We start from the raw sequence: 23,044 nt of genomic DNA, 5'->3' as shown, positions 1-23,044 counted from the left end.
TTCAAAAAAGCACCTTAGGGTGCTTTTTTTATATCTTTAAAAATCCTCAAAAAAGCACCTAATTACATAATCCTCATTCTTTAAACATCGTTTTTTAAGCGGTATTCAGTTAAAATAGTGCCTTTCTAAGCTAGCTCAAACACTGAGGTAATCAAACTACAATGGATACACATCGTCCAATTCGTCGCGCACTACTAAGTGTGTCAGATAAAACCGGTATTGTTGAATTTGCTCGCGCTCTTGAATCACAAGGCGTAGACATCTTATCAACTGGCGGTACTTGTAAATTACTTGCTGATAATGGCATTAAAGTCACTGAAGTATCTGACCACACAGGTCACCCTGAGATCATGGATGGTCGCGTTAAAACTCTTCATCCAAAAATTCATGGCGGCATCTTAGCGCGTCGTGGTCAAGATGAAAGCGTAATGACTGAGAACAATATCTCAGCTATCGATATCGTTGTAGTTAACTTATACCCCTTTGCGAATACTGTCGCTCAAGAAAACTGCAGCCTTGAAGATGCCATTGAGAACATTGATATTGGTGGACCAACAATGGTTCGTGCCGCGGCTAAAAACCATAAAGACGTGACTATCGTAGTAAACGCGAAAGATTACGACCGTGTGATCAATGAAATGCAAAGCAATAATGGTTCAACAACGTATAAAACACGCTTTGATCTTGCCATTGCCGCTTACGAGCACACTGCACAGTACGATGGTATGATCGCTAACTACTTTGGTAAAATGGTTCCTGATTATACTGAGGAAGCAGCAGAGGAAACTAAATTCCCACGCACTATCAATATGCAGTTCACTAAAAAACAAGATATGCGCTACGGTGAAAACTCACACCAAGACGCCGCTTTTTATGTTGAAAACGATGTGCAAGAAGCATCAGTAGCAACGGCGATTCAATTACAAGGTAAAGCGCTTTCGTTCAACAACATCGCCGATACAGACTCTGCGCTTGAATGTGTGAAAGAATTTGATGTGCCAGCCTGTGTTATCGTAAAACATGCAAACCCGTGTGGCGTATCAATCGGTGAAAACATCCTTGAAGCTTACGATCGTGCGTTTAAAACAGATCCTACTTCAGCATTTGGTGGCATTATTGCCTTTAACCAAGAGCTTGATGCAGACACCGCAGAAGCGATTGTTTCACGTCAGTTTGTTGAAGTAATTATTGCACCTAAAGTGTCTGAAGCCGCAGCGCAAATTATTTCAGCTAAACAAAATGTACGCTTACTTGAGTGCGGTCAATGGTCGGGTAAAGCAACCGGTCACGATATTAAACGTGTTAACGGCGGCGTACTAATTCAAGACCGTGATTTAGGTATGGTTACGCAAGGCGACTTAAAAGTTGTGTCAAAGCGCCAGCCTACTGAGCAAGAGCTCAAAGACTTATTATTTTGCTGGAAAGTGGCTAAGTTTGTTAAATCAAACGCGATTGTTTATGCCCGCGACGGCATGACTATTGGTGTAGGTGCAGGTCAAATGAGCCGCGTTTACTCAGCTAAAATTGCCGGCATTAAAGCCGCTGATGAAAACCTTGAAGTAAAAGGTTCTGTTATGGCATCAGATGCATTCTTCCCATTTCGTGATGGTATTGATGCTGCAGCAGAGGCTGGTATTACAGCTGTTATCCAACCAGGTGGTTCAATGCGCGATGAAGAAGTTATCGCTGCAGCTGACGAAGCTGGTATGGCAATGGTGTTTACTGGCATGCGTCACTTCCGCCATTAATCACACAAAGAGCTAACTGCATAAGTTAGCTCTTTTTGTTTGCACCAAATTCACGTATTCTGCCTATTCTATAACCTCTATAAAATTATAATATGAAGGAACAGACGATGAAACTTGCACTAAAAACGCTACTTGTTGCCACCCTTACGATCAGCTCAACAATGGCCTTGGCTCATAACCATGCCAGTGAATCAGCATTAAGTCATGCTGTTAAATCAAGTGAGCGCAGCTCTGAGCGTGATCAATATCGCCATCCTGTAGAAACACTGGAGTTTTTTGGTTTCAAACCAACAATGACAGTCGTTGAGATTGCACCTGGCGGCGGCTGGTACAGTGAAATTTTAGCGCCAGCATTGAAAGAACAAGGCACGTATTATGCCGCACATTTCCCTGCTGATTCATCGGTTGGTTACTACCAACGTTCACTCGCGGGCTTTAAAAAGAAAGTAGCCGAAGATGAGCGATTCAGTAAAGTAAAAATCACTGAGTTTGCCCCTACTACTCACTTAGACATTGCCCCAGCAGATAGTGTCGATATGGTATTAACTTTTCGTAATGTTCATAACTGGTATATGGGTAAAGATAAAGACGGCGCAGTAAGTGCATTTCAATCTTTCTATAAAGCTCTAAAACCAGGTGGTACATTAGGCGTAGTTGAACACCGCTTACCTGAAGACCGCGCTGATGAAATGCAAAAATCATCAGGTTATATGAAGCAAAGTTATGTTATTGAAATCGCCAAACAAGCCGGTTTTGAACTGGTAGCAGACAGTGATATTAATGCAAACCCACTTGATACAGCTGATCACCCTAAAGGTGTATGGACACTACCACCAAGCTTACGTCTAGGCGAGCAAGATGCCGCCAAGTATAAAGCCATTGGTGAAAGTGACCGCATGACGCTGAAATTTAAAAAACCGCTTTAAATAGGATATTCGCCATGAATGTATTAGTCATTGGCAGCGGCGGCCGCGAACACGCACTTGCGTTTAAGGCTGCTCAAAACACCAAAGTAAACACTGTATTTGTTGCCCCTGGTAACGCTGGTACTGCTCTTGAGCCAAAGCTTGAGAATGTAGCTATTAAAGTAGAAGATTTAGATGGCCTACTCGCCTTTGCACAACAAAATAACGTTGAGCTTACGATTGTTGGCCCTGAAATTCCTCTAGTACTGGGTGTTGTTGATAAATTTAGAGAGCACGGCTTAGCTATTTTTGGCCCAACGGCAGGCGCTGCACAGCTTGAAGGCTCTAAATCATTCACAAAAGACTTTTTAGCACGTCACAAGATCCCAACGGGTGATTATCAAACCTTCGAACAAATAGACCCTGCTCTTGCATACTTAAGAGAAAAAGGCGCGCCAATTGTAATTAAAGCTGACGGCCTTGCTGCAGGTAAGGGCGTAATTGTTGCCATGACTGAAGTTGAAGCTGAAGATGCAATCCGCGACATGCTTGCGGGGAATGCTTTTGGCGAGGCTGGCAGTCGCGTAGTGATTGAAGAGTTCTTAGACGGCGAAGAAGCGTCGTTTATTGTTATGGTTGATGGCAAAAACGTATTACCGTTTGCTACCAGCCAAGATCATAAACGTGCTTACAATGGCGATGCTGGTCCTAATACCGGCGGTATGGGTGCATATTCACCTGCACCTGTCGTTACTGACGAAATCCACCAGCGCATTATGAACGAAGTGATCACTCCAACGGTAGAAGGAATGGCAAGCGAAGGCCATCCGTACACTGGCTTTTTATATGCAGGATTGATGATCGACAGCTCTGGTACGCCTAAAGTTATCGAGTATAACTGTCGCTTTGGTGACCCTGAAACACAACCAATGATGTTACGTTTACAATCAGATCTCGTTGAGTTGATTGAAGCTGCGAACCGTGTTGAGCTTGATAAGACCACCATTGAGTTTGACCCTCGCGCTGCTGTAGGTGTTGTTCTTGCTGCCAAAGGTTATCCTGATAACTACCCGAAAGGTGATGTAATCAATGGTCTTAAAGTTAGCTACCCTGCTGATGAAAAAGTATTTCATGCTGGGACTAAACAAGACGGTGACAACGTAGTGACTGCCGGTGGCCGTGTGTTGTGTGCAACAGCACTTGGAAATACAGTTACACAAGCACAACAACGTGCATATCAACTGATTGATGATATCAGCTGGGAAGGCATGGAATATCGTACTGACATTGCTTATCGTGCAATTGCCCGCGAAACTCAAAGCTAGGGAGATCTAAAATAGGTCTAACCAGTTTGTTTAAAAAAAAAGCGCGGTTTACTGCGCTTTTTTTAATGCTACACTAAAAATACAAAAACCTTCTAAGAACCGAACAATTGAAACATCATTCTCTTAGCTATCACTTTATTGCCATTTTTATATTGTTCGTGCTACTTTTTGTTATAGGTAATTACGCATCCCATCTAGCAACTCCCACTAAATACACAATAGATAAAACCACTGCCATTTATTTAAAATATGCTTACTTCATTGATCCCACTAAAAAACATTCTTTAGAGCAAGTAATAACTCAGCCTGATGCGATGATTTATAAACCTTTTACTGAGATCGATTGGAACTTCGAAAGCCGTAATTACTGGTTAATTATCGAGTTAGATAATCGTAATACCAGCAAAGAGAAAATTGTTGCTCACTTTGATAACCCCATGGTTGATCAGCTAAACGTTTACCATTTAGATAAACACAATAATATTATTCACCAAACTACATTAGGTGATACCGAGCTTGGACTGAGTTTACTTCAATACAGCGTACCCCATATTCGCCTATCACTACCGGCGCAAAGCAAGCAAAAGCTAGTTTTAAAAATTGATACGACGGGAATAAGTAAAACCCCCGTAAATTTATATGGTGAAGCAGAGTTTCAGGAGTTAACTCGCTCACAAACCGCGATATGGGGAATTTTTGTTGGTGTTTTGATTATGGCAGCACTGTACAACCTTGTTTTATTTTTTGGTATTCGTGATCGCGTTTACCTTGTCTATATTGGTTACATTATTAGCGCAATAATCTTAATGGGTGCCGTACTAGGTTTTGGCTTTTATTTATGGCCACTTTCTTGGCAGTTGTTTTTTCACAAATATATTGTTGTTAGCAACTACGCCATTGCTTTTTTCACACTTTCATTTTGTACCATGTTTTTACGTTACCACAAAGAGCAATGCTGGCGTTATAAGCTAAGTTTACTCCTGCTGGGCTTGATGGCTATTTTAGCTGTAAGCTGCTTTTTTATTATTGAAAGCATTGCAGCCCCTGTGTTCTTTGGTATTTTAGTCTTACTGTATATCGTATGTATTATTTTGATTTATAAAAAGCTACGCAGTGGTTTTCGTTGGGCTAAATTTTATGTTATTTCTTGGATCCCACTAATTATTGGTGCAGCAATCCAACCATTAGAGTTAACAGGTGTATTGCCCTATAGCTTTGCAACGCGCCATGCTTTTTTAGCGGCTATTTTATGTGAAGTAATACTCATGGCAATGGCGTTAGCAGATCGTGTCCGCTATCAACGTGAGCGAGCGCTGTATCATGCAACCCATACTCAACAAACAAAACTACTTAATAGTGCAATGTTAAAGCAAGCTTATATGAACCTTGAGCAAGAACAACGACCAAACACGATCTGTTTAATTAAACTGCGCTATTTTAATTCTCTTAATACTATATTAAGCCCATCTCAAGCGAACGGGCTAATTATCCACGTTGCAAAAGCACTCGAGCTTCAGTTAAGTAATGAGCGTCAGTTTATTAACCTAGATTTTAATTTAGATAGCAGCTCTAAAATTGTCGATCTTGGCACGGGTATATTTGCGTGTATCTCAACAAAAACACAAAGTGGAGAAAGCCTCTCTCTTTATTTAAATAAAACCGTAAAAAGCTTACCAAAGCAATATGAGGTTCAAGGATTAAATTTACAACTTAAATACGCTGTAGGGATCAGTTTTTCAAAAACGAACGGCAATTTTGAAGCTAGTTTACAACGCGGCTACCTGACTTTAAAACAAGCTAAAAATAGCACCAGCAATATCAGCAACTCACAACAAAATACACACATCACGATGGATATAGGGCTTGCTGCAAAACTACAACAAGCAATTAAAAGCAATCAATTAGCAATGTACCATCAACCACAAATAAACGTGCGTACCAATCAAGTTATTGGTAGTGAAGTACTGCTGCGCTGGCCAACGCCTGAGCATCAACATATTAATATAGAAGAACTCATTTTATTAGCTGAACGGACCGGACTTATTAATGAGCTTACTTTATGGGTGATAGAACAAGCGTGTCAGGATATTGTAGAACTAAATAAGCATGGCTTTAATGAGCACACTGTTAGTGTAAACTTAAGCGCTAAAAACTTAAGTATTAATAAACTCGCCGAAAAAATTGAAAACGCTTTATTAACGTATAACATACCTGCTAAACAGCTTAAATTTGAGTTGACCGAAACGGCACTCGTTGAGAATCAACAACAAATGAAAAGTTTTATGGGGCAGCTACAAAAGCTCGGTGTTCACGTCATCCTTGATGATTTTGGTACTGGATACTCTTCACTAAATTATTTAGTTAATTACACCTTTTCAAACTTAAAAATTGATAAATCATTTGTATTGGATCTCACAACGAATCAATCCCATCAAGTGATTGTCAAAACCGCAATTGATATGGCGCACAATCTAGGGCTAAGTGTTACGGTAGAAGGCGTTGAAGATAAAGGAACCCATCAATTACTAATTGAAATGGGTGCTAATAATACCCAAGGTTACTATTATTCCAAAGCCATACCCATCACAGATTATTTGCAGTGGCTTAGGGCATGTTGACCTTTCGTGATTAATTTTGCAGCAGTCTATTTGGTATTTAGGCAAGGCAGCGCCTATGCTGTGTGTTTGTTCCCCATTAATAGGCGATAACGCAGTATAAATGCCAAATATGCGCTGCCCAAAGGGTTCTTCCTAGGGGCGATTAACTCTTTGTTACCTACACGGATGTAGGTAAGGGGCGTGAGCAGGACGCGGAAGCTTTGCTCGGTTTTTACTTAGCCCACTCGATTTCAAACCTCGCGCCGCGATTAAATCGCCCCGAGATTGAACAAATTTTAATCCACAAAGATCAACACGCCCTTGTCATTCACATTAAATAATCAGTCAGTGCAATTACATGTTAAAATCCCCTTTTCACATCTTTAGGGGCGTAAAGATGCAAGGCACAATTAAAAAATTAAAATCATCGCTAACTCAGCCGATCCAATATCATCTGCCAATTGGTGATGAGTTAGTTGATCTCAATGCCTATATTGGCAAACAATTAACACTGACTTTTAACGGCTCTATTTTATGTTCGAGTTGTGGTAAAAAAACCAAAAAAAGTTACTCTCAAGGACACTGTTTCGTGTGTATGCGCAAGCTTGCTAGCTGCGATATGTGCATTATGAAACCTGAAACCTGTCATTTTGATCAAGGCACCTGTCGTGAGCCGCAATGGGGGGAAGAAAACTGCATGATCCCACACTATGTTTACCTCGCGAATACATCGGGTTTAAAAGTCGGCATAACCCGCCACACGCAAATTCCAACCCGCTGGATTGATCAAGGGGCAACCCAAGCACTGCCTATTTTTAAAGTGCAAACACGCTTACAATCTGGTTTAGTCGAAGTCGCGTTAGCACAGTTTATTGCTGATAAAACAAATTGGCGCAACATGCTTAAAGGGCAAAATGATGTACTCGACTTAAAAGCAGCCGCCGCTGAGCTTATTCCGCAAATTGCAGATAAACTCAATGAACTGGCTGAGCTATTTGGCGCAACAGCCATTGAGCAACTCAATGAGGACGTTGTTGATTTACAGTTCCCTGTTACAGAGTACCCAACCAAGATTAGCTCCTTTAATTTCGATAAAGAGCCCGTTGTCAGTGGTATTTTAAATGGTATCAAAGGGCAGTATTTAATCTTTGATACAGGCGTAATAAACATCCGTAAGTTCACCTCTTACGATGTTACGCTGGGGTAAGCTGGGCATAAAACTCAAACCATTGCCGCTGTGCTAAAGGGCGGCAATAATAATAACCTTGTATTACATCACAACCTAAACTTTGCAAATAATTATACTGCGTTTGCTTTTCTACTCCTTCCGCTACAACGCATAGATTTAAGCTCGTAGCCATCGCTATAATAGCAGCCACGACTTCACTGTTGCCATACTCATCAGGTATTTTGGCAATAAAACTGGCATCTATTTTTAAGGTATCTATTGGAAGTTTAGTTAAGTAACTCAGTGCCGAATACCCTGTACCAAAATCATCAAGCGCAATGTGCACGTCCATTTTTTTTAGCTGCTGCAATTGTTTTTTCGCCTGACTAAAGGAACTTATAAAACTACTTTCAGTTAACTCTATTTCAAGACAGTCCCCAGACAAATTATAACGCTTTAGCATCTGCTCAACACTTTCTGATAACTTCCCTTGGCTCAAATGACACGCAGAAACGTTGACTGCAAGCCGCCCTGCTTTTATACCTTTTTGCTGCCACAATGCCAGTTGCATGCCGGCACTATTTAGCACCCATAAATCAAGTTTTACAATTAAGCCTAACTCTTCCGCTAATGGGATAAATTGTGCGGGAGAAATCATCCCTAATGTAGGATCATACCAACGAAGTAATGCTTCAACGCCTTTTATTGTTTGTGTTTTTAAACATTGCTTAGGTTGAAAGTATAACTCAAATTCATCATTCTCTAGCGCATGCTGAAAACGACTCATCATGGCTAAACGCTCTAAAGAACGCGCATTCATTGATGACTTAAACAGCTGAAAAGAGTTACGCCCTATTTCTTTAGAGCGATACATTGCGATGTCTGCATGTTTTAAAAGGGTCTCACTATCGAGTCCATCCTCCGGATAAATTGCTGCGCCAATTGAAGCGGTTGCGCCCACCTCCAATCCTTCCAGCTGAAAAGGGATATTCAAATGGTTAAGTATCTGATCAGCCAAACTAATCACCGATGCGATATTATCAACCTCGCATAACACCACAAATTCATCGCCTCCTAATCGTGCTAGCGTATCCCCTTCACATAGCAATGCTTGTAAACGTTTAGCCACCATTTTTAATAATTCATCACCGGCGCTGTGCCCTAAGCTGTCGTTAATTTCTTTAAAACGATCCAAATCAATAAACATTACGGCAAGCATGTCGTTATTTCTATGTGCAGCTGCCAATGCCATGCTTAACCTATCATTAAATAAGCGTCTATTGGGTAAACCCGTTAGCTCATCAAAGTAAGCGAGTTGAACTATCTTCTCCTCTGCATTTTTTCGCTCTGTAATATCACTAAAAATTGCTGCATACACAACCTCACTGCAATTTGGCTCTCTTATTTGAATAATGCTGAGCCATTCAGTATATAAATCACCGTTTTTTTTACGGTTACATATCTCCCCTTGCCAAACACCTTTATCCGCAATAGATTGCCACATTTTTATATAAAAACTTTTACCGTGCTTACCTGAACTGAGGATTTTTGGCTGTTTACCTATTACCTCATATTCTTGGTAACCTGTTAACGTCGTAAAGGCCGGATTAACTTGAATGATTACGCCATCTTGTTGAGTGATCATTATGCCATCAAGCGAAGCGTCGATTATTTTATTAGCAAGGTATAGGTTACGCTGTGAATGCTGTAGAGCGATGTCTCGTTGTGCGAGTACTTTTTCAAGTTCGCTACAATATGCGCTTTCGATTTCATTAATTAAGTGCTCAAGCGATAAAACCCCTTTAATTTCTTGAGTGTCAGTCACCACTAAATGACGCACATTGTTATCTGACATTAATCTATAAGCATCGAACAAACTATTTTTTGGGCTAATTTGATAAAGTGGCCAACTCGCAAAATCCCAACAAAAATGCTTACTTTCATGCTCAATAATTAAATGCAGTAAATCACGCTGGGTAATAATGCCATGCTCGTTTTGCTGCTTATTGAATACCAAAATAACTTTTTCGTTGCGCTCATACATTAGCTTTACAGCTTCACTCACGCCCATATTTGCAGGCACTATTGATATATTTTTACTGTATTGCTCATTCACAGGGCGAAATTGTAAATAGTGATCCAAACCTTGATTGCGGACAATATCCGTGATGCTAATCACGCCACATGGTAGAGCGCTTTCATCTGTCACTAAAAGGTGTCGTACACTGTATTGATGAAAAACTAAAGCGGCATCGCTAAGCAATCGCTGGCTCGAAATACTAATAACGGGGCTCGACATTACTGATGCTATTTCCACGCTTTTTATTTGTGGATTATTAAAATCAAGCTTCATACAATCAGCTTCTGTCCATATTCCACAAATAGAGCGATGCTCTTGAACAAAAATAGCACTGACATTATGTGCTCGCATTAACCTCACAGCTTCGATAAGATGCGTGTGCTTAACACACGAAATAACCTTATTTGTAAACACATCACATACTTTTTGGTAACGGCTACTTTTTGGCATCATAGCTCCCTTGTTTGGCACGAACCGAAAAGTATAATAAAGCTTATTACCAACCATTTGATTTAGGACAATAAACCAGCATGTCATACCCAAAAATCATCATTTATAATGAGGAAATAGAAATTGCGCATCAGCAAAGTGACGTAGATTACTTTTTATATGGGATCAGCGAGCATGAACAAAAAAATGTGAGAGTACTAGAGGAAAGTGGTACCTACCACACACTTTTAGGAAAAGCATGCCAGCCATTAAGTGCTGATGAGTTAGGTGTATATGTAAAGCATTATTTAGCAAATGAAGGGCAATGTTGCTTGAGTAAAATTCAACAATTAAGCCCACAACAAGCGTTTGATTTACTCGCTATCAACTAACGCTTTTACATGAGAAATTGCACTGCGCCCAAGTGCTGAAAGTGAATACCCTCCTTCTAAATAAGAGATAATTCCTTTACAACCGAGCTCTTTGCTTAACTTTGCCAATTGATCAGTCAGCCATGCGTAGTCATCTTCAACAAATTTTAAGCTTGCCATATCATCTTCAAGATGAGCATCAAAACCGGCGCTAATAAAAATAAGTTCAGGCTTAAACTGCGTTAATTTAGGCAGCCACTGTTGGTTATACAGCGCTTTTAAATCATTGCCATCACTGGCAATCGGTAAAGGCGAATTGATGAGTGTTGCGTTATTTTCTATTGCCGTATTAGGGTAAAACGGATACTGAAATAACGAGCAAAATAATACATTGTCATCATCAATAAAAATATCCTGTGTACCATTTCCATGATGCACATCAAAATCGACTATCGCAATGCGCTTTACGCCTTTGCTTTGTGCGTATTTAACGCCAATGGCTAAATTATTAAACACACAAAAACCAGCTGAGGTGGTTCTATTCGCATGATGCCCTGGCGGACGTACTGAGCAAAAAGCAGCATCGAGCTTATCTGCTAATATTTCATCTACCGCCAATATGCCAGCCCCTACTGCGCGCTCAATCGCCATAAGTGATTCTGGACATAACCAAGTGTCACCATCAAGTGATGCAAGCCCTTGAACTGGAATAATGCTTTCAACTTGTTTTACCAGTGCTTCATCATGTGCTAACAAATAATGCGCTCTAAGTGCTTTTGGGGCCTGTTTTTGCTGTACTGCAATATCCAACCCGCTGGCTAATAAGCGATCTGATATCGCATCTAAACGCTCAGGGCATTCAGGGTGATCTTCAATCATTTTATGTTTGCGGCAAAAAGGATGTGAAATAATCGCGGTACGCATAAAAGCTCCATCTGTATCAGCAAGTGGCAACTATACCCAAGCGACCTCAAGATGCAAGTTTCAGTTGGAATTAAAAGCGATTTAGGCAAGGCATTGATTGCAAATAATGGTTGCTCCCTTGCTAAAATCAATAACGCAGTATAAATCGCTTTTAAACCAACCCTTTGGGCGTTTCACAGGCACTTACTCTCAGCGTTATTACTTCTTAAAAGGGACTGCCATTATTGCAAAGTAACGCCTTGATATTAAGCACCTGTGAAACGCTGAAGTCTGTATCTTGAGGTGGCTTGGGTATATAACAAAGCCACCGATTGGTGGCTTTGCGACTTTGGTTTACTATTCTAAAATAAAAATTCTAACTAATTATTTTTTTGCTTTTAGTGTTAAGTTTCTAAAGTCAAAACTAAAATCTGTAACAGCCGTTGAAACAGCTTTCATTTTGGCACTTTCAACACGATTTTTAGTCGTCATATCAAACGTAATAAACGCATCAGCCTCAAGTAGTTTTTCATCCCATTTAACAATAAATGTGTTGCCTGTGTAGTGCTCTAGCTGGCCTTTTAAACGCTTGGTGTGAGTAAAGTCAATACGCAGTTTACCGTCTAACTCTTCAATAATAACATCACCATACCAATCGTCTTTCAATGTACCTGTGTAGCTAATATTCGGTAGCTGTGGCTGGTAGTCAGCAGGCGCTTCTGGCTTAGCATTTGCGTACGCTTTTTGCTTGCCTTCAAAGTGCTTTTTAGCGAGCTCTTCAACCCAGTCTTTATCTTCAAGATCAAGTGCATCTTCGAGCACCTCATGAGTAATTGCCGATAACGCACCGAATGCTTGCTGATTGCTTAAAATGACAATACCGAGGTTTTTCTCTGGTACTAATGTCACTTGCGATACCATGCCTAAAATCCCGCCACCGTGTGCAAGCTTTTTAACACCGTGATAGTCCTCAATACTCCAACCTAAGCCGTATCCTCTAAACTGTTGATGATACGCTTCATAAGCCGATTTAGAGGCAACAGAGGTAATATGCGGGTGCCACATTTGTGTTTGTTGTTTATCACTAAATAATTGTTCGCCATTAGGCATTGTGCCACCAGCAAGTTGAGTACGTAACCACTGGCTCATATCACTCACGCTTGATGCTATTGCGCCAGCTCCACGAAAGTCCTCTAAGTAGTTAACAAAGAAAGGGTGTAACTTGCCATCCATTGGGATGTGCCCCGTTGCCCAGTTTTTATTGTTACTTGGGATACGCGAAAACCCCGCTCGTGAGTTACCCATTTTAAGTGGCTGTAGAATATTTTTTTCGATGTAATCGTTCCAGCTCATACCTGACACTCGAGCAACCACCTCACCAGCAGTAACAAACATTAAGTTGTTGTAAGCATATTTACTGCGAAAGCTGCTGGCGGGTTTTAAATACTTTAAACCGGCAAAAATTTCTTCAATTGATTTATTCGTATCTGGCCAAATCATTAAATCGCCTTGGCCAAGACCTAAACCACTACGGTGGCTAAGTAAATCTCGAATGGTCATTTCACGGGTTACATATGCATCATAAAGACGAAACTCAGGTAAGTGATCAATCACTTTATCGTCCCAGCTTAGCTTCTCTTCATCAACTAATTTAGCTAATGCCGCAGCCGTAAATGCTTTGGTATTTGATGCGATACCAAATAACGTGTCTTTATTTACCTTGTTGCCAGTTTCCAAATGGCTTACACCAAAGCCTTTGGCAAACACCACGTTATCGTTTTCAACTATCGCCACAGCCATGCCAGGCACATCAAAACGCGCCATCGAGTTTTCGATTACTTGGTTAATATTGTTCGTATCAATATCAGCGTAGCTGTTAAATGCACACCCTGTAAATAACGTGGCGGCAATGGCTAATTTAGTTAGTTTCATAACAGTCCTAGTTTAATTTTTATTATTGTTGATGCACGGCAAACTCAATTGCAGCACGTTCACTATTACTATCTCGACATGTTTGTCGTGATTTTATGGCTTCACTGTACTCATTTGGCACACAAGCTTCAAGCGCCCCGCGATGAACGTGCTGCATATACCAGTCATAAGGTAATATGTCCTCATTAGTAGTATTTGCAATATAACAATGAGCATTGAGAACTTGCCCATCAAGCAGCGTTACTTGAACATCCACACAATCGTAACGCGGGCCTTCAATATCATCTAAAACGCTCTTTTCATCATGGTTAAGTTGATAAACAACACCATATACTTGCGTATTTTGGTCATTGCTTGGACGAACATTACCTTTGCCTGACCCATCAAGACTCACCATATCAAAAGTCAGTTCATAGCCATCTAGGATCGCCGTACCAACACGCTTAGCATTAGGTAAACGCGCGAGTAAACGGTTAGAAGACATATTGGAACCAAAAGAAAAATTATATATAGTCATATTTACCTGCTCTTGTATTGGCGTATTAGTTGATGATTTTTACACCACTATTCTTATTGCTAACGCGATAAGAATCACACCAATACCACGGTCGAACCAATGGCCACTTTTTTGAAAGAAATCTCGTACACTTTGCTTTGATAACACCAAGGATAAAAACGAAAACCATACCCACGTTGCTAAAGCCATATAAAGGCCATAACCAGCTTGAACAATTAACGGTGTTGATTGACTGATCACCAAAGTAAATAACGACATAAAAAATAGCGTTGCTTTTGGATTTAATGCATTTGTTAAAAAGCCACGGCGAAATGCTACCCAGTCAGATTCAGTTGAGGCAGATGGTACTAAATTATCCTGCTCTGCTGTGGCCGGTTTGGCACTTCTTAGTGCTTGCACACCAATATAAGCCAAATAAGCCCCGGCTAAATATTTTAATGCCATAAAAATAGTCGGTGATTGCGCGAGTAAAACAGCAACCCCTAACAAGCAATAAGTAACGTGTAATAATATTGCTAAGCCAACCCCAAAACTAGTCCACAAAGCATTTCGCCGCCCTTGCTGAATACTCTGCTTGAGCACAATCGCAAAATCAGGACCCGGGCTTGCTACCGCAAAAAAATGTGCCAATGCAATTAGTAAAAATTCATCAAGATAAGCCACGTTAATTACCCTGCCTTTTTCTCATCAAGCGCGAGTAACAGTGGATTAGCAGTGTCATTTACCAATGCTTTAATTTCTTTTTGCGCTTTTTTAAATTGACCACGTAAATGCGATTTTAGATATTTTTTAGACTCTTGATGGCCTTTAAAGTGGCAAATAAGTGCATGCATAAATAACGTTTGCGATTCACTCAAGGCCGCTTGTCTATTAGCATAGGGGTTGTAACATGATCCACATCCGCCCTTAAATTGATACACCGTATTACTCATCATGACACCAAAGCCTAAAAAGCACGCAAGTGCATCACTGGCCTGAGGTAAAAACTCCTTTCCCCCAGGTGGTAACACACCAACATGGTGGATCATGATAGTCGCTAAAGTACCGGCAAAGCTTGCTACTAAATCTTGTGGCTGGTTAATTTGATTTGGATTAAATGACACATTAACACGGTGCGCAGGCGTCACCATTAATTTACTTTGTGCACCTCTAAGCGAGTTAGAAAGCTCAAAATGAGGAAATACTTGAGGTTGTAATTGCGCAGGCCCCACCAATTGAATCGGCCAAACGTGCATTCCCGCATAATTCGTTACACGCTCAAAAACGTTACTCGCCATTTCCTCAATGCTTGATACCGCATCGGGAAAGAACTGATGGTTTGGCAATACTATATCTGTATTATTTATAAAATAATCACTGTCGAAATTTTCAATTGCCCATACAAAAGTATCGATCAGCCACTGCTGTTCTTGCTCATCTAATAATGGTTTTGCTTTAAATAAGGCTAACATAATCTGCTCTTTTAGTTATTGTTGCGCTTGTGCCCACGTCCACGCTTGTGTGTTATACAGCGGCACAGTAGATAATGCGTGATGGTGACTGCCTGTCGACTCTTTTGTTGAGTATGATAAGTACATCAAAGTACGCGTTTGTGCATCATAAACACGGCGGACTTTTAATGATTTAAATAAAATACTCTTTGATGACTTAAAAACCACCTCACCTGATTTACTACGATCTATTGCTTGTAATTGGTCGGCGGTGATTGGTCCCGTCTGACGACATGCAATAGACATATCGGAAGGATCTGCAAAATCTAAATTAGCCTCAATATGGCTGATATGACAAGTAACACCTTTAACAAGAGGATCCTGTTGCGAATTAACTTTAATGTCTTTCGTGGTAAATAAGCCTAAGCTGACTGACGCGGCATCATCAGAACACCCCGACACTGTAAAAATAACAGCCAGTAAGCAACCCATTTTTAAGTATTTCATACTGTTCCTTAACGTAATTCAAAGAGTAGGATTTTTATACCCAAACCACCTCAAGATGCCAGTTTCAGTTGGAGTTAAAAGCGATTTAGGCAAGGCATTGATTACAAGTAATAGTGGCTCTATTATTAAAATCAATCCCTTATAAAAGTAACGCAGTATAAATCGCTTTTAAACCAACCCGTAGGGCGTTTCACAGGCACTTACTCTCCTCGTTGTTACTTCTTAAAAGGGACTGCCATTGTTGCAAAGTAACGCCTTGATATTAAGCCCCTGTGAAACGCTGAATTCAGCTTCTTGAGGTAGTTTGGGTATTTATTTCATTTCAACTATTTTTCAATACTAACACTAAACGTATTTGTAACTATAAAACAAATTTACAATGATATTGCCCACCAGCTAGCTTGTGTGTCTTTATGCATTTGTATTCTGCTAAGATAAACTCAACGATCATTTAAAGGAACCAGTAATGCCACATATTGTTATTGAACACTCTGAAGACTTACCCATTTTACCACAGGTGTTGGTCGAAAAAATTCACCAAGCCGCGTTTGAAAGTAATCTATTCGAACTCGACTCAATAAAGACGCGGGCAATCGCCTATACCCATTATCAATTAGGAGACGGGAAAGAAGGCTTTATCCATGTTGGGGCGCATATTATGCAAGGTCGTACCGTAGCGCAAAAACAACAATTGAGTGAACACTTACTAGCATGCCTAAAAACCTATTGCCGAGAATCAGATAGTTTAAGCGTCAATGTTCATGATATGTCTGACGATATCTACCGCAAATGCACTTAGCGGTACTTTTTAATCGATATAGCTCAAGGTAAATACTGAGCTTTAATGCGCTTTATATCTATTTGTGGTGATTTATAAGCGCTGTAAACTAACCAACCAGATTGAGCTATATAAGTCAGCCCTGATGCTCGGCTAAATGCCCGCTCGGGTAAGCGCATAACATCATGATGGCTTTGGTTTGCTAAATCGTAATAACTCAAACGGTAATCAGCCCGATCTACATTAAAATAATAAATCCGCGCAAGGCTTGTTTCATCCGCTTTAACATAATGCCATGCCAAATCATTCGACAAGTTTATATTTGGCACTAGCACTTCTTCCCTACCTGAATCTGCATATTTAACCCAAAGCTGTTTAGCGCTCGGCTTAGCAAAAATTAAATCACCTTGCTGCGTTTCATAAGCATAATAAGCAGGCTGCTCAATCATTTTGCCTAAGTTTTTACCATTAAGGTTAAAACGATGCACATATTTACTATCCGACACTAAAACAGTTTGACTGTCTTTCCCCCATGACACTTTTGCATGGTACTTAAAACCGGTCTTTAACTGCTCACTTACTTGTTTTTCAAAATCATATATATAAAGCTGATTTTTGCCTTTTATGAATAACGTAAAAGCAATGTAACGTCCATCAGGTGACCAAATAGGATTAAAAATACCCGACTTAAAATCAGTTAACTGCCGTCGATTTGTACCATCTTGATCCGCTATCCATAATTCACTTTCATTAGATTCATTAGAGATAAACGTGAACTTATTTTTTAATTCATTAAAATCTGCATAACGCATATTAAAATCAGTGGATAGCACTGGAAATGGAGAGCTGGCAACATTGTCCCCCAACTCAACCCGCATAAGCGTTGAATCTGTATGCCACTGATGAAAATATAAAGTCCCATCGTCTGCATATTCAGGGTAACTTAGCCCTGTAACCTTTGAATCCTGAATAATATTTGTATCTAAATGATAAAAGTAGCCTTGGCGCTGCCCATGTTCTACCGCAGAGAATACCAGCTGACTCTTTTGGGGATGCCAATCTACCCCTCGAAGATCCAAAAAGCCTGATGTGAGTTGTTGTGTATCACCGCTACTAATATCGATTAAAAATAATTCTTCGTGGCCATCGGGTAAATTGCGTGAAACAACCAATTTTGTACCATCTGGAGAAAAAGCCACTGATTCATCCTGAATATTACACGCTTGTTTGCACGGTACTTGGCTAACGGCTTTATCTGATGATAAGTTAATAATATTGAGCTCTGAACTGAGCGTCCCGTCAACTGTTCGCTCGCTGATGTAGACCAACTTATCACCTTGAGCGCTAATATCTAAATCTGTCGTAAAATTTACAGCGCAGCTACCGAGCAACTTTGTAGCTGCACCACTAAGTGTTTGTTCAATAATGTCACATTTACCACCATCTGAACGCCGATAATAATAAATACGTTGCTGATCAGGACTAAAAACGGCACGCCCTTCAATACCATCGCTATTTGTTAAAGCAATAGCAGCTTGCTCGGGAGAAAATAAATCCTGTAAATAAAGGTTGGCAAGTTCACCCGGCTCTCCCCATGAGTACACTAATAAATGGTTGTCGTTTGATACCCCCGGAAACAGCTCTCGCCCTGGGCTTGTAGTTAGTGTTTCAATATGATCAGTTAAGCGTGTTTTGTAATTGCGAGTTTTGCTAGAGTTATCATGTAGGAAATAAAAGGGGCTAGTAACAAACACAATAACTGTAATAACAGCACATATAACTTGCATTGATGAAAAACGAGAAAATATACTTTTTTTAGTGGGTATTGGTACAAATTCATTTTGGGTTAAAGAGCATGGCGTTAGCGTAATTCGGTACCCTGTTTTACGAAGTGTTTCAATATAAATAGTATCGGGGTCAAGCTCTTTAAATGCTTTTCTCAGGTGCCAAATAGCATTCGTAAGTGCTTTTTCACCTACATAGCTATTACCATTCCATACATTTTCAATTAACTCTTCACGAGTAACGGCTTCTGGGTAGCGAGAAACTAAAAAACACAATAGCTCTATGAACTTTGGTTGTAAGACCACTTCAACATTTGCACAACCTAATTTATTCTCAGAGGGTAAAACTCGACAAGGTCCTAACAGAAACGGCTGATTCATATTCATAAACGGCTATTAACACCTCCAATTTAGATACCAGAAAGGATACCCTTTTATAGTGACAAAAAGCAAAGTTACTCAACAAATTAAATAAACGTGTTTTAAGAGCTACCAAAAAAATAAACAGGTAACCATTTGTTTTTTAATGAATAGATATAAAATAGATATAAAATAGGGAAATAAACGAGCCATTCTTTATTGAGTTTTTGTCCGCAATTGCATAAAACATTGCCTGTACAAATCTATTCGTTAAAACGTTAACTAAATCTTTGTTCTGCCCGTCCAAAGTAGTGAGCGTACTAACAGTCACAGCCTTAGATAATAAAATAATTCTCATCCTTTTTAGTGGAAGTGAATGTCTAGCATTGTGACTATCGATGGATAGCTAAATATATTAAAAATATAATTAGCTTTATAAATTTATACCTAGCTCGATTTAAATTGAGCTAGATTATATTCCTACTAGGTTGTTACCAAAGGCATGGCTTGAAAAAGCCTGCCTTTTTTAATTTATAAATGGCCAACTTTTTTAATTTATAAGTGGCCAACTTTGCATCTCAACCAATCGAGATTCAGTTCGTGCATATTCAAAAGCCAATTTTTTACCTTGATAGAGCTGTGCAATAGCAACATCGGCACCAATCACCAATAGCTTACCACGATCATAAAACTCATCCACTAACGCAATAAAACGTCTCGCTTCGTCATCGAGTGTATGCTCTTGTAAATCTTGTTTCTCACGTTGATAGCTATCTTCAATACCATGCACTATTTGTTTATTTGTCGCACTTGCTCCCATAACTGGCACGTTTGCAATATAAATACGCGTAAAATGTTGCGCTAAATAAATATAATCTGCGGTGCTACGAGCTCCTGAGCAAAGCGCCATAAAGTCGAACATAATGGCATTTTCACTGCGCACTAAGTACGTCAGATTACGACCACAGACGCTAATATTTGAGCCTTGCCTTATATGGTTTTCAGAACTTTTAAAGTGCGAGATCAATGTGCGCCCTAAAGCCCCAACAAAGTAATGCGTCGCCAATTGGCCAAATCTAAAACGGTGATCGACCTCTCCCGCTACATCTATAATATGACAATGCCGCTTAATTAATTCTATCGTAGGTAAAAACCGCGCCCTTTGCAGGCCATTGTAATAAAGCTGTTCTGGTTGACAGTTAGAAGTTGCAACAAGCACGACCTGTCTTGCAAATAATGCTTTAAATAACCCAGCCATGATCATCGCGTCGCCAATGTCAGAAACAAAAAACTCATCAAAACATATTAATTTAAGATTGGCTGACCACTCTTTGGCTATTTGATCTAACGGGTTTTTAATTCCTTGTAATTGCGCTAAACGCTGATGTACTTGCGCGATAAAATGATGGAAGTGTAGACGCGTTTTTTGTGAAATCATCACGCGAGTATAAAATACATCCATCAACATCGATTTGCCTCGCCCGACAGGCCCATGCAAATAAACCCCCTTTACAACAAGTGGTGGCTGCCACCATTTTAGGGGTGTCTGTAAAGCGTTTGCTAACTCATCAAGTGCCGTTACAGCCTTTAACTGCGCAGTATCAAGCTCAAGTTCACCCATGGTGATTTGTGTATTGTAATACTGTAATATTTGTCCGCTTGATACTGTCATGGTATATCACTATCGGCTATAATCGCCGCCATTGTAGCCGACTAAAAATGTGAACCCAATGAAATTCCCTTGCCGCTTAGATAAATTCATTAGCCACCTTGCTGAGATCCCACGTACAAAAGTCAAAGCCGGGCTTAAAAGCAAATTTGCATTAGTTAATGGAGAACTCGCGACCGCACCTGATCTATCAATCAAAGCAACAGATGAAGTAACCTGGCAAGGCAAGCCTCTTGTATTTTTGGGTAAGCGCTATTTCATGCTAAATAAACCGGTGGGTTATATATGTGCCAACAAAGATGACATGCATCCCACCGTATTTGATTTATTTGATGAACCTAACATGAGTGATTTTCATGTTGCCGGTCGCCTTGATATCGATACAACAGGATTAGTCTTGATCACCAACGATGGCGATTGGTCTCATAGAATTACCTCACCAAAACACAATAAGTTTAAAACTTACCTAATTGAAACAATAGAGCCAATAACTGAAGATGCACTAGAACAACTTCGTCAAGGTATACAACTACATAACGAAAAAGAAATCACAAGGCCAGCCATTGCAGAGCAACTTGCTACTTTTAGCTTACGCTTATCAATTAGCGAAGGTAAATACCATCAAGTTAAACGAATGCTTGCAGCCGTAGGCAATAAAGTTGTTGAGTTACATAGAGAGAAAATAGACGGTATTGAACTAGAGCACTCTTTAAAAAGTGGTGAGTATCGACAATTAACGGCTGAAGAGGTTAATCTTTAATTCAGCAAGTTTTTTAACTTGAGTAAAAATCACGTAAAACTCCCTAATAATCATTAATTAAATCTGACAACGGGTCGATAAACATGGTAGAAATTTAGGGTCATAATATAAATAAGGGGCTCAATGTGCTGTCAGGTTTAGCATTAAGAACAAAAACTATCCTATTTGCTGGGGCGATGTTTATAGCACTTAATGCTATTGCATTACTTGGCTTACAGTCGCTGCGCCATGCTAGCGAAACCGATAATATTGCGCGTATAAATCAGCTCATGAAAAGTACCAGCAATATTGTCGCACAATTTGAGTTACTCGCTCAAAATGGACAATTAACCCAAGAACAAGCCCGCGAATTTGCAACTAACATGCTTCGTGAAAACAAATACCATGATTCTGAATATGTTTACGTGGTAAATGACGAGCTTGACTTTATTGCCACTCCTCACGATCCCCAACTGCATGGTACGAGCTTTAATGATTTTAAAGATGCCAGCGGTAAAAGTATTGGTCGTATGGTTGAGCAATTAGTTGGTCGTCAAACGAATAAAATTATTACTTACCACTGGGATTCAGTCCGTGATGGCGAAACAGTTGATTTGACCTCAGTAGTACAGAAAACGCCCTACTTTGGTTGGTATGTAGGTACTGGCATTAGTGCTAAAGAAGTCGACGAGCGTTATTGGAATACCGCAAAGTGGTTACTAGGCTTATCCCTTGTTATTGCAATTGTTTTAACTATTGCAATTGCTCGCTTTGGTATTGCTTTGAGCAATGCACTTGGCGGCGAGGTCACTGAAGTTATAGATATAGTAAAACAAGTGTCTCGTGGCAATTTAAACTCACATATTCGTACAGACGCGCCACCTGAGAGCATTATTGCAGCCATGCAATATATGCAGCAAGGTTTACGTGGTGTAGTAGGCAGTATTAAAGACGTCACTGATAGCCTTAAAAGTCAAAGCTTTGATAACGAGTCACGCTCAACTGAACTTGATAAACTAACACTGAGCCTAAATGAAGAAACGCATATGGTCGCATCAGCTATCACTGAGCTTACGGCCTCTGCGCAAACTGTTGTTGAGCATGCAGAACAAGCAGCTTACTCTGTTCAAGAAGCTGAAAATCAAGGGCAAAAAGCCAACGATTTAACAACCGAAGCGGCGGAAACAATTGTACTTCTTGAAAAGCAAATTGACAGCGCTGGTAATAATATCCAAACACTTGATGACGAAGTTAACAACATTGCCAATGTACTGAGTGTCATTCAAAGTATTGCCGAACAAACTAACCTACTTGCACTTAATGCTGCAATTGAGGCGGCCCGAGCCGGTGAGCAAGGCCGTGGTTTTGCCGTTGTGGCCGATGAAGTTCGCCAACTCGCACAACGCACGCAAACCAGCACCGAAGAAATTCGTAATATGATTGGCAAACTACAAACGGCTACGCAAGACGCTAAAACATCTGTAAACCTGAGTATTGCGACTAGCGAACAAACGGTTGCGAAGTCTAAAAATGCCAGTGAAGAACTACAACGCGTTGCATCATCCCTTAGTGCCATTGCACAAATGAGCCACCAAATCGCCACAGCAGCTAAAGAGCAGCTTGACGCAGGAGAAGACACCGCTAGGCGTATCGTGACAATATCTGATACGGCATCAAAAACAGCTGATGTATCGCATCAAGCGCACGCAGCAACTGATTTAATTAAAGGCCTCACCAGCAACCTTGAAGCTGAAGCCGGTAAGTTTAGATCATAAGCACTTATTTACTTCCCATAAAAAAGC

The 23,044-nt window shown here is 40.2% G+C and carries 18 protein-coding genes; 9 read left to right on the top strand and 9 right to left on the bottom strand.

Going from position 1 to position 23,044, the window contains the following annotated elements; genetic code table 11:
* The first annotated feature begins 161 nt into the window (after positions 1-161).
* The 5 genes from purH (at position 162) to HH219_RS12140 (ending at position 7,782) form a co-directional block, all read left to right on the top strand.
* On the top strand, positions 162-1,748 hold the full coding sequence (purH, locus tag HH219_RS12160) for a bifunctional phosphoribosylaminoimidazolecarboxamide formyltransferase/IMP cyclohydrolase (protein ID WP_054203051.1): 1,587 nt from the start codon (positions 162-164) through the stop codon (positions 1,746-1,748).
* A 107-nt stretch (positions 1,749-1,855) separates the two neighbouring features.
* Positions 1,856-2,674: a class I SAM-dependent methyltransferase gene (locus HH219_RS12155; protein WP_169327597.1), complete on the top strand. Its 819-nt coding sequence runs from the start codon at positions 1,856-1,858 to the stop codon at positions 2,672-2,674.
* Positions 2,675-2,688: 14 nt separating this feature from the next.
* Entirely contained in the window at positions 2,689-3,978 is a 1,290-nt protein-coding gene (gene purD / locus HH219_RS12150; protein ID WP_169327596.1) for a phosphoribosylamine--glycine ligase, read from the top strand.
* 107 nt (positions 3,979-4,085) lie between these two features.
* Positions 4,086-6,596, top strand: a complete 2,511-nt coding sequence (locus HH219_RS12145; protein ID WP_169327595.1) for an EAL domain-containing protein — start codon at positions 4,086-4,088, stop codon at positions 6,594-6,596.
* A 376-nt stretch (positions 6,597-6,972) separates the two neighbouring features.
* Positions 6,973-7,782, top strand: coding sequence for a DUF2797 domain-containing protein (locus HH219_RS12140; protein ID WP_054203047.1), 810 nt, complete (start codon positions 6,973-6,975; stop codon positions 7,780-7,782).
* On the opposite strand, the gene HH219_RS12135 is transcribed toward HH219_RS12140, so the two are convergent.
* Complete coding sequence (locus tag HH219_RS12135; RefSeq protein ID WP_169327617.1) at positions 7,769-10,273, bottom strand: EAL domain-containing protein; 2,505 nt, start codon at positions 10,271-10,273, stop codon at positions 7,769-7,771. The genes HH219_RS12140 and HH219_RS12135 overlap by 14 nt on opposite strands.
* Before the next feature lie 80 nt (positions 10,274-10,353).
* Between HH219_RS12135 and HH219_RS12130 the strand changes: the two genes are divergently transcribed.
* Entirely contained in the window at positions 10,354-10,644 is a 291-nt protein-coding gene (locus tag HH219_RS12130) for a DUF4144 family protein (RefSeq protein WP_169327594.1), read from the top strand.
* On the opposite strand, the gene HH219_RS12125 is transcribed toward HH219_RS12130, so the two are convergent.
* From HH219_RS12125 to HH219_RS12100, 6 genes are all read right to left on the bottom strand, one after another.
* Positions 10,627-11,547, bottom strand: coding sequence for a histone deacetylase family protein (locus HH219_RS12125; protein WP_169327593.1), 921 nt, complete (start codon positions 11,545-11,547; stop codon positions 10,627-10,629). The genes HH219_RS12130 and HH219_RS12125 overlap by 18 nt on opposite strands.
* 363 nt (positions 11,548-11,910) lie before the next feature.
* Positions 11,911-13,458, bottom strand: coding sequence for a serine hydrolase (locus tag HH219_RS12120; protein WP_054203043.1), 1,548 nt, complete (start codon positions 13,456-13,458; stop codon positions 11,911-11,913).
* 22 nt (positions 13,459-13,480) lie between these two features.
* A complete protein-coding gene (locus HH219_RS12115) occupies positions 13,481-13,975 on the bottom strand; it encodes a gamma-glutamylcyclotransferase family protein (RefSeq protein WP_169327592.1) in 495 nt (164 codons plus the stop codon).
* A 39-nt stretch (positions 13,976-14,014) separates the two neighbouring features.
* Positions 14,015-14,638, bottom strand: a complete 624-nt coding sequence (locus HH219_RS12110; RefSeq protein ID WP_169327591.1) for a LysE family transporter — start codon at positions 14,636-14,638, stop codon at positions 14,015-14,017.
* A gap of 5 nt (positions 14,639-14,643) precedes the next feature.
* Positions 14,644-15,426, bottom strand: coding sequence for a hypothetical protein (locus tag HH219_RS12105; RefSeq protein ID WP_054203040.1), 783 nt, complete (start codon positions 15,424-15,426; stop codon positions 14,644-14,646).
* Positions 15,427-15,441: 15 nt separating this feature from the next.
* A complete protein-coding gene (locus HH219_RS12100; RefSeq protein WP_054203039.1) occupies positions 15,442-15,912 on the bottom strand; it encodes a CreA family protein in 471 nt (156 codons plus the stop codon).
* Positions 15,913-16,378: 466 nt separating this feature from the next.
* On the opposite strand from HH219_RS12100, the gene HH219_RS12095 reads away from it, so the two are divergent.
* Positions 16,379-16,711 carry a 5-carboxymethyl-2-hydroxymuconate Delta-isomerase gene (locus tag HH219_RS12095; protein ID WP_054203038.1) on the top strand — a complete coding sequence of 111 codons (333 nt, stop codon included), beginning with the start codon at positions 16,379-16,381 and terminating at the stop codon, positions 16,709-16,711.
* A 23-nt stretch (positions 16,712-16,734) separates the two neighbouring features.
* Here the strand turns inward: HH219_RS12095 and HH219_RS12090 are convergent, their stop codons facing one another.
* Together HH219_RS12090 and zapE are read right to left on the bottom strand one after the other, a co-directional pair.
* Positions 16,735-18,855, bottom strand: coding sequence for a winged helix-turn-helix domain-containing protein (locus tag HH219_RS12090; protein ID WP_349251620.1), 2,121 nt, complete (start codon positions 18,853-18,855; stop codon positions 16,735-16,737).
* A 529-nt stretch (positions 18,856-19,384) separates the two neighbouring features.
* Positions 19,385-20,506, bottom strand: coding sequence for a cell division protein ZapE (zapE, locus tag HH219_RS12085; protein WP_169327589.1), 1,122 nt, complete (start codon positions 20,504-20,506; stop codon positions 19,385-19,387).
* A gap of 58 nt (positions 20,507-20,564) precedes the next feature.
* On the opposite strand from zapE, the gene rsuA reads away from it, so the two are divergent.
* Entirely contained in the window at positions 20,565-21,263 is a 699-nt protein-coding gene (gene rsuA / locus HH219_RS12080; protein WP_169327588.1) for a 16S rRNA pseudouridine(516) synthase RsuA, read from the top strand.
* A gap of 125 nt (positions 21,264-21,388) precedes the next feature.
* Positions 21,389-23,017, top strand: coding sequence for a methyl-accepting chemotaxis protein (locus HH219_RS12075; RefSeq protein ID WP_170174179.1), 1,629 nt, complete (start codon positions 21,389-21,391; stop codon positions 23,015-23,017).
* Positions 23,018-23,044 lie beyond the last annotated feature (27 nt).

This window comes from Pseudoalteromonas sp. NEC-BIFX-2020_015, assembly GCF_012952265.1.
Lineage (GTDB): Bacteria > Pseudomonadota > Gammaproteobacteria > Enterobacterales > Alteromonadaceae > Pseudoalteromonas > Pseudoalteromonas neustonica.
Note: the sequence above shows the minus strand (reverse complement) of the source record. Positions and strands in the feature narration are given on the sequence as shown.